The 12,472-nt window shown below is 51.6% G+C and carries 11 protein-coding genes; 2 read left to right on the top strand and 9 right to left on the bottom strand.

The features are described from left to right. Positions 1-67: 67 nt before the first annotated feature. The 6 genes from AOC34_RS01190 to AOC34_RS01165 all read right to left on the bottom strand — a co-directional run bounded on the left by AOC34_RS01190 (position 68) and on the right by AOC34_RS01165 (position 7,332). Complete coding sequence (locus AOC34_RS01190) at positions 68-1,345, bottom strand: glutamate-5-semialdehyde dehydrogenase (protein ID WP_108468392.1); 1,278 nt, start codon at positions 1,343-1,345, stop codon at positions 68-70. 32 nt (positions 1,346-1,377) lie between these two features. Continuing rightward, positions 1,378-2,439, bottom strand: a complete 1,062-nt coding sequence (gene holA, locus AOC34_RS01185; protein WP_108468391.1) for a DNA polymerase III subunit delta — start codon at positions 2,437-2,439, stop codon at positions 1,378-1,380. Positions 2,440-2,458: 19 nt separating this feature from the next. Further along, positions 2,459-3,040, bottom strand: coding sequence for an LPS-assembly lipoprotein LptE (locus tag AOC34_RS01180; protein WP_199908305.1), 582 nt, complete (start codon positions 3,038-3,040; stop codon positions 2,459-2,461). Positions 3,041-3,085: 45 nt separating this feature from the next. Beyond that, positions 3,086-5,791: a leucine--tRNA ligase gene (gene leuS, locus AOC34_RS01175; protein ID WP_108469976.1), complete on the bottom strand. Its 2,706-nt coding sequence runs from the start codon at positions 5,789-5,791 to the stop codon at positions 3,086-3,088. Positions 5,792-5,837: 46 nt separating this feature from the next. Next, the gene (gene dapB, locus AOC34_RS01170) at positions 5,838-6,638 is read right to left on the bottom strand and encodes a 4-hydroxy-tetrahydrodipicolinate reductase (protein WP_108468390.1); all 801 of its coding nucleotides are present in this window, start codon (positions 6,636-6,638) and stop codon (positions 5,838-5,840) included. Positions 6,639-6,720: 82 nt separating this feature from the next. Then, complete coding sequence (locus AOC34_RS01165; protein WP_234408116.1) at positions 6,721-7,332, bottom strand: outer membrane protein assembly factor BamE; 612 nt, start codon at positions 7,330-7,332, stop codon at positions 6,721-6,723. A gap of 27 nt (positions 7,333-7,359) precedes the next feature. Between AOC34_RS01165 and fur the strand changes: the two genes are divergently transcribed. Then, a complete protein-coding gene (fur, locus tag AOC34_RS01160; RefSeq protein ID WP_108468389.1) occupies positions 7,360-7,815 on the top strand; it encodes a ferric iron uptake transcriptional regulator in 456 nt (151 codons plus the stop codon). 70 nt (positions 7,816-7,885) lie between these two features. Here fur and gap read toward each other — a convergent pair whose 3' ends face one another. Together gap and tkt are read right to left on the bottom strand one after the other, a co-directional pair. Continuing rightward, complete coding sequence (gene gap, locus AOC34_RS01155; RefSeq protein ID WP_108468388.1) at positions 7,886-8,911, bottom strand: type I glyceraldehyde-3-phosphate dehydrogenase; 1,026 nt, start codon at positions 8,909-8,911, stop codon at positions 7,886-7,888. A gap of 43 nt (positions 8,912-8,954) precedes the next feature. Then, positions 8,955-10,949 carry a transketolase gene (tkt, locus tag AOC34_RS01150; RefSeq protein WP_407675564.1) on the bottom strand — a complete coding sequence of 665 codons (1,995 nt, stop codon included), beginning with the start codon at positions 10,947-10,949 and terminating at the stop codon, positions 8,955-8,957. A gap of 44 nt (positions 10,950-10,993) precedes the next feature. On the opposite strand from tkt, the gene AOC34_RS01145 reads away from it, so the two are divergent. Continuing rightward, positions 10,994-11,746 carry a 16S rRNA (uracil(1498)-N(3))-methyltransferase gene (locus AOC34_RS01145; RefSeq protein WP_108468387.1) on the top strand — a complete coding sequence of 251 codons (753 nt, stop codon included), beginning with the start codon at positions 10,994-10,996 and terminating at the stop codon, positions 11,744-11,746. Between the two features lie 69 nt (positions 11,747-11,815). Here the strand turns inward: AOC34_RS01145 and AOC34_RS01140 are convergent, their stop codons facing one another. Then, entirely contained in the window at positions 11,816-12,430 is a 615-nt protein-coding gene (locus AOC34_RS01140; RefSeq protein WP_108468386.1) for a barstar family protein, read from the bottom strand. Positions 12,431-12,472 lie beyond the last annotated feature (42 nt).

Genomic DNA, 12,472 nt, shown 5'->3' with positions numbered 1-12,472 from the left:
TATCCCCTTTGTTCGTTTACCAAAGCAGCATTGCCTTGGTTTATTGCTAACTACTATACCGATTTAATTAGGTTCTAATTTCCCCATGACCCATCACGATGTATTTCAGGGAGGTCAAGCCGTCGAGACCAACCGGGCCACGTGCATGCAGCTTGTCATTGGAGATGCCAATCTCTGCGCCCAGGCCATACTCAAAACCATCCGCAAAGCGGGTACTGGTATTGACCATGACGCTCGCACTATCGACTTCGCGCAAGAAGCGATCCGTCGTCGCTGTATTGGTCGTGATGATGGCATCGGTATGTTTACTGCCATAGCGTTCGATGTGGTCCATCGCCTCATCCAGCGATGCAACCGTCTTAATCGACAAAATCGGCGCAAGGTATTCGGTTTTCCAGTCTTCTTCTGTGGCATCCACTAATTTCTGAAAGCCCGCTGCCTCTAAGGTCTTGCGCGTGGGTAAATCCACCCGCAGCTCAACCCCTTTGTCTTGGTAGATTTTGCACAGGCGCGGTAATACCGTACTAGCAACCGCCTCATGCACCAGCAAGGTCTCCATCGCATTGCAAGGGGCGTAACGCTGGGTTTTAGCGTTGTCGCAAACCGTAACGGCTAAATCAAGATCGGCATCACGGTCGATAAACGTATGGCAAATGCCATCAAGGTGTTTAATCATTGGCACCCTGGCATCGGCCATCAGGCGCGCAATTAAGCTCTTACCTCCGCGCGGCACGATGACATCGATGTACTCGGTCATGGTGATCATTTCACCAACAGCGGCACGGTCTGTCGTTGTCACTACTTGGACCGCATTCGCAGGCAAGTGTGCGCTAGCTAAACCCTGCTGAATTAAAGCCGCCAAAAGGGTATTGGAATCAATCGCTTCAGAGCCGCCGCGTAAAATCACGGCGTTACCCGACTTGAGACACAAAGCAGCCGCATCAATCGTTACATTGGGGCGGGATTCGTAAATGATGCCAATCACACCCAGCGGTACGCGCATTTGCCCGAGTTCAATTCCAGAGGCTTGACGTTTTAACGGGCTGATTTTGCCAATCGGATCTTCCAAGCGGACAATTTGCTCCAAACCCAAGGCCATTGACTCAACCGTTTTGGCAGTCATAGTGAGGCGATCGATAAATGCCGCATCGTGCACGCCTTTTTTAGCGCGCTCTACATCCACTGCATTGGTTTCTAGGATGCGTGGCAACTGCTCACGTACCAAGCGTGCCATATGCGTCAGGGCCTGATTCTTTTGCTCGGTAGTAGCACGCGCCATCGCCCGCGAAGCCTGCCTCGCCTCTTTGCCCACTGCCTGCATCATCTCGGTAATCGCTGAACTCATATTTACTCTGTCACTGTTTTAATCTAGTCTATTCATCGCAACAAACTGCCAACTAAGCGTAAGCCATCCCACGGATCCGCAGGCAACTCGGCTGCCGATAATCCTTTAGCCTGCCGATCTAAACCAGCCGCCACCTGCATTGCGCGGCGCAGTTTTAGGGGATTCACGCGACGCAAGGCTCCAGGGTATAGCTTTTCTTTATTTCCCCAGATACGATTCGCACGCATTAACTGCTGCACCGACTCACCACGCTGACTCGCAGCCTGTAACTTCGATAGTATCCGAAGCTCCTCGGTCACGCTCCACAAAATTAATGGCAAAGGCTCGCCCTCTCCCTTAAGGCCATCGAGCATGCGATTTAAACGGGCCAAATCACCAGCCAAAATCGATTCAGTTAACTGAAATACATCGTAGCGCGCCACCTTGAGGATGGATTCACGTATTTGCGCTTCCGTTAGGGCGCCTTGAGGATAAAGCAAACCCAATTTCTGGATTTCTTGATGGGCGGCAATCAAATTACCTTCCACTTGATTGGCAATAAACTCCAGCGCTTCTTGACCGACTGAACCAGACTCTACAGACTGGCCTTGTTTTTTTAAACGCTGCGCTATCCACATCGGCAAATGACTGCGATCAATCGAGTCAATCTGCACCGCAATCGACACATCTTCTAGTGCACTAAACCAGGCTGAAGTCTTGGTTTTGCTGTCTAACCTGGGCAACACAATACAGACGATGGTATCGGGGCCATCATGGCCGGGTGACTGAGACTCCATTTGCGCGGCGAATTGCTTGAGTGCCTCTGCGCCATCGCGTCCCGGCTTACCCGACGGAATGCGTAACTCCAACCAGCGCTTATCGCCAAACAAAGACATGGTTTGCCCGGCAGACAGCAATGATGACCAATCAAAATAGCGCTCATGCATCAATACTTCACGCTCGGTATACCCGAGCGTTCGAGCAACAGAGCGGAGTTGGTCCATGGCTTCCATCATTAGCAGGGGCTCATCCCCACTGAATACGTAAACCGGTGAGAGCGCTAGGCTGGATTTGAGTCCACTGATGTGCGCTTGCAGCGCATCGCTCGTCAGCATTGGGAAATTGTTCCCATGCTCACGGCTTGCCCATGACCGGCTTAACGCCGGTGGGCGCAGGCGCCCTCGGTCTTGCTGTCGCGGAAACGCGGCGCAGAATTTGCAAGGCAAGATTGCTGCGCATTTCATTCGTAAACTGCGCCATCTGTACGTCTGTAGCAAGCACCGTCGAAACAGAGAAGTCCATATCGCGGGTGACGTAAATTTCAGCCTCAGGAACAACGTCCACGCCATTTTGATCGGCTGCTCTGAACTCCACCCGAGAATTCAGTCGATAGGCTGAAATCTGACCCGCAGCGTTGTAGGCCAAAATCTCACGGCTATTGACTTCGCTGATAATCTCCAAAATCAGATCAGCGTCTTTGGCATTATTGGCAACCTTGGCATCGCTGCCCGTCAAAATAATCATTTCTAAATCGGCGCGCAGCGGTGGCGATGGGTTACCAGTAATCGCAATCACCTTATACGGAATCGATACGGAGCCACGCAACTTAAACCCGCAGGCCGTAGCGAAAAGAGTCGGCAACGCAATCAAGGCCCCAAGCCAAGCTCTGCGGTCCAAGCTAGGGGCTTGACTCTTACCCTTTGCGCTAGAGTTCACTACGGGATCGCTTCTCTTGGAGTTGATGATGGCGCCTCTATTCCGTTAAACAACAATATTAACTAAGCGGCCGGGAACCACAATCACTTTTTTGGGTGATCCCCCATTTAAGGCCTTTAGTGCGATTTCGCTTTGTAGTGCAGTGGCCTCGATTGCCTCTTTATTGGCATCGGCCGCGACCGTAATTGCGCCGCGCAGCTTGCCATTAACCTGCAATACCAATTCAATTTCAGTCTTCACCAAGGCAGCTTCATCGACTATTGGCCAAGGCGCATCCAAAATCAGTCCACCCTGATTGCTGTAACCCATCTCGATCCACAAGCGATGCGTCAAGTGCGGCACAACCGGGTAGAGCATGCGCAGCAGGATGCTGATGCACTCACGCAAAACTGCTGGGCGAATCGCTTGCCCGGCATCTTTTCCTTCACTCAACTTGACTGGCTCTAATGCATTGAGCATTTTCATGGCAGCCGAAACAACCGTGTTGTACTGACGGCGCTGGTAATCAAAATTGGCTTGCTTCAATATGGTGTGAACTTCACGGCGCAGGGTTTGCTCCGCCTCAGTCAGCTGGCTTGGCAGGGCGGCATTGGCTTCTACAATTGATCGAATGGCAGCGGCCTGACTCATCGAGTAGGACCACACCCGACGCAGAAAACGCGAAGCGCCCTCAACACCAGCACCAGACCACTCAAGCTGCTGCTCGGGTGGCGCAGCAAACATCGTAAAGAGTCTGGCCGTATCGGCACCATATTGATCAATCAGTGCTTGCGGATCCACGCCATTATTTTTACTCTTCGACATTTTTTCCACCCCACCAATCGTGATGGGATTGCCGTTGAGCTCAATACCAGCAACTGCCTTGAGCTTTGCGCCGGTTGGCCGGCCTTTGTCATCGAGATTTAATTCCACATCGAGGGGATTAAGCCAGGTCTTTTTACCGCTCGCGTCTTCGCTGTAATACGTTTCATTGAGAACCATGCCTTGCGTTAACAAATTCGCAAATGGCTCATCAAAGGTAATTAAATCGAGGTCACGCATCACCTTAGTCCAAAAGCGCGCGTAGAGTAAATGCAAAATCGCATGCTCAATACCACCAATGTATTGGTCCATTGGCATCCAGTATTGATTGCGCTGATCGACCATGGTCTTGGCATCTGCGCCGGTGTAACGCATGAAGTACCACGACGAATCCACAAAGGTATCCATGGTGTCGGTCTCACGCCGTGCTGGCCTACCGCACTTTGGGCATGCCACATTTAAAAAGTCAGCGCGCTTATTGAGGGGATTACCACTGCCATCGGGAACGCAGTCCTCCGGCAATACGACCGGCAAATCGTTTTCTGGAACCGGTACTGCGCCGCAGCCGGGATTGGTCTCATCGCCACAATGAATGATCGGAATGGGCGTACCCCAATAACGCTGCCGTGATATGCCCCAATCGCGCAAGCGGTAGGTGGTTTTAATTTCACCAACACCCAGTGCAGCCAAATCAGCAGCAACCGCAGTCACCGCATCGCTAACCGACAGGCTATCGTATTTGCCGCTGTTAATGCACTGCGCCTGTTCTTTTTGGGCGTACCAGGCATCCCAGTGAGTCGGGTTGAACATCGGCGACTCGCCACTGAGCGCAATCACCTGTTTAATCGGCAGATGGTATTTGAGCGCAAACGCAAAGTCACGCTCGTCGTGGGCAGGCACACCCATCACAGCGCCATCGCCATAGCTCATCAATACATAATTACCAACCCACAGGGGGACAGGCTCTTTACTCAAAGGATGCGTGACGTATAAGCCCGTGAACATCCCTTCTTTTTCTTGGGTAGCCAGATCGGCTTCGATGACGCTACCGGTTTTGCATTTTTCGATGAAGCGAGCCAGCTCCGGATTACTGCGCGCCGCTTCGGTCGCCAGCGGGTGCTCTGCTGCAACTGCGCAAAAGGTCACGCCCATGATGGTGTCGGCACGCGTGGTGAAGACGTATAACTTGCCATCCTGAATCAGTTCACCGGCGCTATTCTTGATCGCATGGTCAAAGGCAAAGCGCACACCGCGGCTTTTGCCAATCCAGTTTTGCTGCATGATCTTCACGCGCTCGGGCCAGCCTAAATCATCCAGACCCGTGAGCAATTGTTCTGCGTAGGCAGTGATGTTCAAGTAGTAACCGGGGATCTCACGCTTTTCGACCAAAGCGCCAGAGCGCCAACCGCGCCCTTCAATCACTTGCTCGTTGGCCAATACGGTTTGATCGACCGGATCCCAATTGACGACCTGGGTTTTGCGGTACGCCACGCCCTTTTCCAGCATCTTTAAAAAGAGCCACTGGTTCCAGCGGTAGTAATCCGGTTTGCAAGTAGCAATTTCCCGTGACCAATCAATCGCTAGGCCCATCGCGGCCATTTGCTTTTTCATATACGCAATGTTTTGGTAGGTCCACTCGGCTGGGGGTACTTTGTTCTGGATTGCAGCGTTTTCAGCTGGCATACCAAAGGCATCCCAACCCATCGGCATCAGAACGTTGTAGCCCTGCATGCGCAATTGGCGCGCCATCACATCGTTGATGGTGTAGTTGCGCACATGGCCCATGTGCAACTTACCCGATGGGTAAGGCAACATCGAGCAAGCATAGTATTTGGGCTTAGGCTTACCTTGTGCATTGACCGCATCTTCGGTGACACGGTAGACGTCTTTGCTATTCCAATCTGCTTGGGCTGCCGCTTCAATGCTGCGGTAGTCGTATTCCATACTCATTGTGTAAGGCTCTTTTCGCTGAAATTGCTTGGTGTTTTTATCGGTCTTATGCTCGCAGACCCAATACATCTTGCATATCAAATAGGCCGGACGTTTTTTTCTCTAAAAAGCGTACCGCCCGAATCGATCCCTGGGCATAGGACTGACGGCTCGAGGATTTATGGCTAATCTCAATGCGCTCACCTTCGCCCGCAAAGAGCACCGTGTGATCGCCAACAATATCGCCGCCCCGAATGGTGGCAAAACCAATCGATCCGGGCTTACGCTCACCGGTATGGCCTTCGCGCGCGTAGACTGCTACGTCCTTTAAAGATTGTCCCAAAGCGCCGGCAATCACTTCGCCCATCTTCAGTGCCGTGCCGGATGGCGCATCGACTTTATGGCGGTGGTGGGCTTCGATGATTTCAATGTCGTAACCGGTATCCAGCATCTTGGCGGCTACTTCCAATAACTTCAAAGTGACATTAACGCCCACGCTCATATTAGGGGCAAATACGATTGCAATTTTGGAAGATGCGGTTTTCAGTTGAGCGATTTGATCAGCACTCAAACCGGTAGTGCCGATGATCATCTTGACACCGTGAGTAGTGCAGGCGGCTAAATGCAGCATCGTGCCCTCGGGCCGCGTGAAATCAATCAAATACTCGGCATCGCGTAAGCCGCGCGCTAAATCGGCTGTAATCATCACGCCCGTTTTTTTGCCCAAGAAGGCGCCAGCATCTTCACCCAATAAAGGGCAGGATGCGTGATCTAGTGCCCCCACCAGAGTGGCATCCGGCAATTGCAATACTGCCTCAATTAGCATTCGGCCCATTCGGCCACTCGCTCCTGCGATTGCGATTTTCATAATCTCACTCTTTGCTTAACTAACTTTGCTTAACTAATTTTTTAATTCCACTTCGGCATTACTGACTCAGCATCAGCGCCGCTTACTTGACCGGTGTGACGATTGGGCCGCTGCTCGGCGGACTCGGTATCAATACCTCAGGCTGTTGCAATGGTGGCGTTACTGGACCTTTGTTTTTGCCGGTAACCATATCCCAGAAGGAGCGCTTATTCTTGGCATAGTTATCGATCTCTGCAACGAGCTCAACTTCAGTTGGTAATGCGTCACCATTAAATTTCGTTACCTTATCGCCATCGAAGAACACCGTCACTCGCCGCTCTTTGCTGATTTTTTCACCGAGGCGTTTGAATTCAAATATGTAATCCCAGCGATTGGCATGAAAATAACTTGCTAATAATGGGGTACCCAAAATTTGCCGCACTTGTTCACGGCTCATGCCAACTTCCAGCTTGGCGTATTGTTCGCTAGAAATAAAGTTGCCCTGAATAGTATCCGGTACATAAGGTCGAAAAATACTGTTCATCAGCGTACGCTGGGTTTCATCGACCTTTGTCGTGCAACCCGTTGCAATTAAGGCGGCCAATACGATTGAAGCCAGCGTGCACCAGCGCAGCAATCGTTTGCTGGGGCTTAAAACCCGCATTGGGATGCTGCGAATCGGTAAAAGGCAGTTTTGCATGGCAAGCCGTATCATTAAGGTCTTGATTTTAGCCCTCAATCGATGCCTATGAACCAAAACCCCTCCCCAGCCGATTTACGGGATATTGGCCTTAAAGCCACGGCCCCCCGCATGCAAATCCTGGATTTTTTTCATCAGCATCCAGGCGCCCATTTCAGCGCCGAAGAAATCTTCATGGCCATGGCCAAGGAAGACAAAGACATTGGTCTGGCCACGGTGTATCGTGTGCTCACCCAGTTTGAACAGGCAGGCCTCTTGCTCCGCAGTCATTTTGAGTCCAGCAAAGGCGACAGCCGGGCGATTTATGAGCTCAATGAGGGTACGCACCACGATCACCTCGTTTGCCTTGACTGTGGCCACGTGGAGGAATTTGTGGATGCCGCAATTGAGCGGCGCCAAAAGGAGATCGCCAAATCCTTGGGTTTTGCCCTTGAGGAGCATTCCCTAGCCATGTATGGGCATTGCCAAAAGAAAAATTGCGCCCACAAGCGTAAATAAGCCGTTTTATGCAAAAAGGGGCTAAAGAGCCCCTTTTTTAACAATTAGAGTAGCCTTTTGGCTGTTTTGCCTAGGCTGCCATCAATGCCTCAGCGGCATTGAGCATCTGTACTGAATACCCCCACTCGTTGTCATACCAAGCAAGGACTTTGACTAATTTACCATCCGCTGAAACCCGCGTTTGGCTGGCATCGTAAATACTGGGGCGGGGATCATGGTTAAAGTCGATCGATACCAGCGGCAAGGTATTAAAGCCCAAAATACTCTTGAGCTCGCCTTCGCTGGCTTTCTTCAGAACAGCATTGACCTCATCTACGCTGGTGGCGCGCTTGGCCACAAAGGTTAAATCAACCACCGAGACATTAATCACCGGAACCCGCATCGCAAAGCCATCAAAACGACCGGCTAGCTCTGGCAATACCAAGCCAACCGCTTTGGCAGCGCCTGTTTTGGTTGGGATCATGCTGCTGACTGCAGAGCGCGCGCGGCGCATGTCCTTGTGATACACATCCGTCAATACTTGATCGTTGGTAAACGCATGAATGGTAGTCATTAAACCGGATTCAATGCCAATCGCATCCAGCAAGGGTTTAACCAAAGGCGCCAAACAATTGGTGGTGCAACTGGCATTCGACACAACGACATCGCTAGGCTTAAGTACTTTTTCATTCACGCCATAAACGATGGTTGCATCAACATCTTTTTCGCCAGGCGCCGAGATCAATACTTTTTTTGCACCCTGCTGAATGTGCACCATGGCTTTTTCTTTGGAGGTAAATTTACCCGAGCACTCGAGCACTAAATCTACTTGATGCTCGCCCCATGGTGTCTCTAGCGGATTGCGTGTGGAATACATTTTGATGCGATCACCATTGACAATCATGTGATCACCATCGACGGTGACTGTGCCGGGGAAACGGCCATGGGCCGAGTCGTATTGGGTGAGATGGGCATTAATATCAATATCGCCCATCGCATTGATGGCAACAATTTTGATATCGCGCTTGCGATCTAAATTTGGCTGGCTCTCATATAAAGCGCGTAGCACCATGCGGCCAATGCGGCCATACCCATTAATTGCAACCCGAATCGCCATCACTATTCCTCTACTCGTTTTCTAAATTACAAACATTAATTTCTTACTTTACTTGTGCAATGCACTGCTTCACCGTCGTACTAATCTGATCAACGGTTAAACCAAAATACGCATATAGCTGATTCGCAGGCGCAGACTCACCAAAGGTATCCACACCATGAACTGCCGCGCAGCCATACTTCCACCAGTAATCCGTCACGCCTGCTTCAATCGCAATGCGTGGTAAACCGGCTGGCAATACGCTGGCTTTGTATTGCGCATCTTGCTGATCAAAGTAAGTCGTCGATGGCATCGACACCACACGAACACCAATTCCTTCTTTCGCTAAATGTGCTGCGGTTTGAAATGCCAACCCCACCTCAGAACCGGTTGCGATAATGATGGCTTTGGCTACTTTGCTGGGCTCGTGCACCACATAGCCACCGCGTGCGATATTCTCGATTTGTTTTGGAGAACGCGCCACAAATGGGCAATTTTGGCGACTAAAAATGAGTGCGCTTGGGCCGTGCCGACGCTCTAGCGCGGCGCCCCACGCCACTGCGCTCTCCGTGGTATCACATGGGCGCCAGACGGCGAGATTGGGTATCAAACGCAAACTCGATACCTGCTCGACCGACTGATGGGTAGGGCCATCTTCGCCCAAGCCAATCGAATCATGAGTAAACACAAAAATGCTGCGCAGCTTCATGAGAGCTGCCATGCGCAGCGCATTACGACTGTAATCCGAGAAGGTCAAGAAGGTGCCGCCAAACGGAATGTAGCCGCCGTGTAATGCCATGCCATTCATGATGGCGCTCATACCAAACTCGCGTACGCCGTAATTGATGTGGTTGCCCCACTGATTGGCGCGCACGGGTTTGCATGCACTCCAATTGGTTAAGTTCGAGCCGGTTAAGTCGGCAGAGCCGCCCATCATTTCTGGAACGGCAGGTGCCAATGCTTCAATCGCATTCTGACTCGACTTACGCGTCGCAATCGTTTCTGCTTTGGCTTGGCATTGCGCGAGCAGCGCTTGTAGTTTTGCCGCAAAGTCCGATGGCAAATCGCCACGCATGCGGCGCACGAGTTCGGCTGCTGAGCGGGGATGGGCTTTTTGATATGCAGTAAAGCGCTCGTTCCACGCGTTCTGAATGGTTTGACCACGACTACGGAAATCCCATGCCAAATACAAATCATCTGGCACTTCAAAGGGCGGGGAGGTCCAGTTCAAGGCCTTGCGTGTAGCGGCGATTTCATCGGCGCCCAGGGGAGCGCCGTGCACTTTATCGCTACCCGCCATATTGGGCGAGCCTTGACCAATGGCCGTCTTACAACAAATCAAGGTAGGCTTATCGCTTTGCTTTGCTCTGGCAATTGCATTCGCAACCGCGCCAGCATTGTGACCATCAACCCCGCGAATTACATTCCAGCCATAGGCCTCAAAACGCTTAGGCGTATCTTCGTTAAACCACGCCACAACCTTGCCATCAATCGAGATGCCGTTGTCATCCCACAGTGCGATGAGTTTATTGAGCTTGAGTGTGCCGGCCAAAGAACACACCTCATGGCTAATGCCCTCCATCAAACACCCATCGCCCAAGAAAGCGTAGGTGTAGTGATCAACGACATTAAAACCAGGACGATTAAATTCTTCGGCGAGTAATTTTTCAGCTAGCGCCATGCCAACGGCATTGGAGATGCCTTGACCTAAGGGGCCAGTGGTCGTCTCGACGCCCGGCGTAATGCCATATTCTGGATGGCCTGGGGTCTTGCTGTGTAACTGACGGAAATTTTTTAGCTCGCTCATCGGCAAGTCATAGCCGGTGAGATGCAATAACGCATAGAGCAACATCGAGCCGTGGCCATTGGAGAGCACAAAGCGATCGCGATTGATCCAATGCGGATCGGCTGGGTTGTGTTGCAAATGCTGATCCCATAGCGCTACTGCAATATCGGCCATGCCCATCGGCATACCCGGGTGCCCAGAATTGGCTTGTTGAACAGCGTCCATCGAAAGTGCACGAATGGCATTGGCCATGCGGGTTTGTAAATTTGACATCGTAAAAGTGGTCTCGAAGGAATTAAATTGGCTATATTGCGGTAATGCCTCAATTTTATCTTCCTCCTCCCTGGGAAACCCAAAAACCCCACCCAATTCCTGCGGAGTTGCTGCACCACCTGCGGGTTAGGCGCATTAGCGAGGGCGAAGTCATTCCCATTTTTGATGGGCAAGGGCAAATCGCCTCCGCCACCCTCACCCGAATGGGCAATAAAGCCGGTGAATTAACAATCGCTGCCGTAAAGAAAGACACCCAAAGCGAGCCGCCCTATGGCATTACTTTGGCCCAAGGGCTGGCTGGCGGCGATAAGATGGATTGGGTCATCGAGAAAGCGGTTGAAACTGGTGCCACTCGAATCGTGCCCCTGCAATGCGAACGCTCCGTGATCAAACTGAACCGCAGTAGTGATGCTGAGCGTGCGCAAAAGCGCTTAATCCACTGGCGCGCGATTACGCAAGCTGCATGCGAACAATGCGAACGCACCGTGTTGCCCTTTGTAGAGCCAGTACAGGCGATTGAGGGTTACCTTGCTAAAGCCTCTGACGCCGACGTCAAGGACGCTTTAAAACTCCTTTTCAACACCGGGGATCACCCATCCTTAGCGACAATCCTCGCGCCCTTGCCTGCGCAAGATGTAATTCTGTTGATTGGGCCAGAAGGGGGATTTACACCAGTAGAAATAGAGCTCGCAATGAAAGCGGGATTTCAGGCAGTGTCTTTGGGTAAGCGTATTTTGCGCACCGAGACCGCTGGGATTGCAGCCATCAGCACGATCCACGCCATTTGGGATCACTAATCTACTAAACGGGCAATAAAAAAGCCCTGGATCCAGTCAGATCAAGGGCTTGTAGCAAAGCGCAAATGTTTACGCGAAAGAGTAGAACACCCGATACGGTACGCGGCGCTCAGACCAGAAATCAACCGCATCACGGAAGACATCCAATAAAGTCTCGCGGGCTTCTTTGTCAAATTTCTGGGTGCAAGGCAAGCCTTCTAATACGACAACGAAACCAGGCTGTGGTCCGGCTTTATCCACCATGGTGGTTAAAGTATCCAATAAAGGGTCGTAATTCTTGGCTTGCTGCTTCGTAAACACATAAGCATTGGCGATCGACTCGAGCACTTCGCTCTTGGTGAGGCCATTTGCGCAATTGGCGTAGATAAAATGCTGACCGAGCTCGGCTGCTGCTTCCATTAAATCGGTTGTGCGGAAGGCCCGGATCGATTGAACGATGTTAGGGCGAACGCTACGTAGCATCGCGGGCGGGCCTGCATCGCGAACGGCTAATGCAGCACGCCAGGATGCGGGTACTTTTTTACTGGAAGCATGATTAGCCGCAAGCGTTTGTAAGCGCGATAGGCCACCTTGAGCGTACACATTCGTAGCTGAAGGCTCACCGTCAGACTGCTCGCTTCGATCCCAACTTTCGGCGCGACTGTGGTCGTCCCACTCAGCGGATGTAATTTCAGGATTATTCATGATGGGTGTAAGGTTACCCGTAAGCGACAGCCAAATCAAGCC

Source organism: Polynucleobacter difficilis (assembly GCF_003065365.1).
Lineage (GTDB): Bacteria > Pseudomonadota > Gammaproteobacteria > Burkholderiales > Burkholderiaceae > Polynucleobacter > Polynucleobacter difficilis.
This window is presented reverse-complemented; position numbering and strand designations above follow the sequence as displayed.

Coding starts and splice junctions, on each gene's coding strand:
- AOC34_RS01190 (WP_108468392.1), bottom strand. CDS start 1,345: ATGAGTTCAGCGATTACCGAGATGATGCAGGCAGTGGGCAAAGAGGCG.
- holA (WP_108468391.1), bottom strand. CDS start 2,439: ATGCTGACGAGCGATGCGCTGCAAGCGCACATCAGTGGACTCAAATCC.
- leuS (WP_108469976.1), bottom strand. CDS start 5,791: ATGAGTATGGAATACGACTACCGCAGCATTGAAGCGGCAGCCCAAGCA.
- dapB (WP_108468390.1), bottom strand. CDS start 6,638: ATGAAAATCGCAATCGCAGGAGCGAGTGGCCGAATGGGCCGAATGCTA.
- AOC34_RS01165 (WP_234408116.1), bottom strand. CDS start 7,332: ATGATACGGCTTGCCATGCAAAACTGCCTTTTACCGATTCGCAGCATC.
- fur (WP_108468389.1), top strand. CDS start 7,360: ATGCCTATGAACCAAAACCCCTCCCCAGCCGATTTACGGGATATTGGC.
- gap (WP_108468388.1), bottom strand. CDS start 8,911: ATGGCGATTCGGGTTGCAATTAATGGGTATGGCCGCATTGGCCGCATG.
- tkt (WP_407675564.1), bottom strand. CDS start 10,949: ATGTCAAATTTACAAACCCGCATGGCCAATGCCATTCGTGCACTTTCG.
- AOC34_RS01145 (WP_108468387.1), top strand. CDS start 10,994: ATGCCTCAATTTTATCTTCCTCCTCCCTGGGAAACCCAAAAACCCCAC.
- AOC34_RS01140 (WP_108468386.1), bottom strand. CDS start 12,430: ATGAATAATCCTGAAATTACATCCGCTGAGTGGGACGACCACAGTCGC.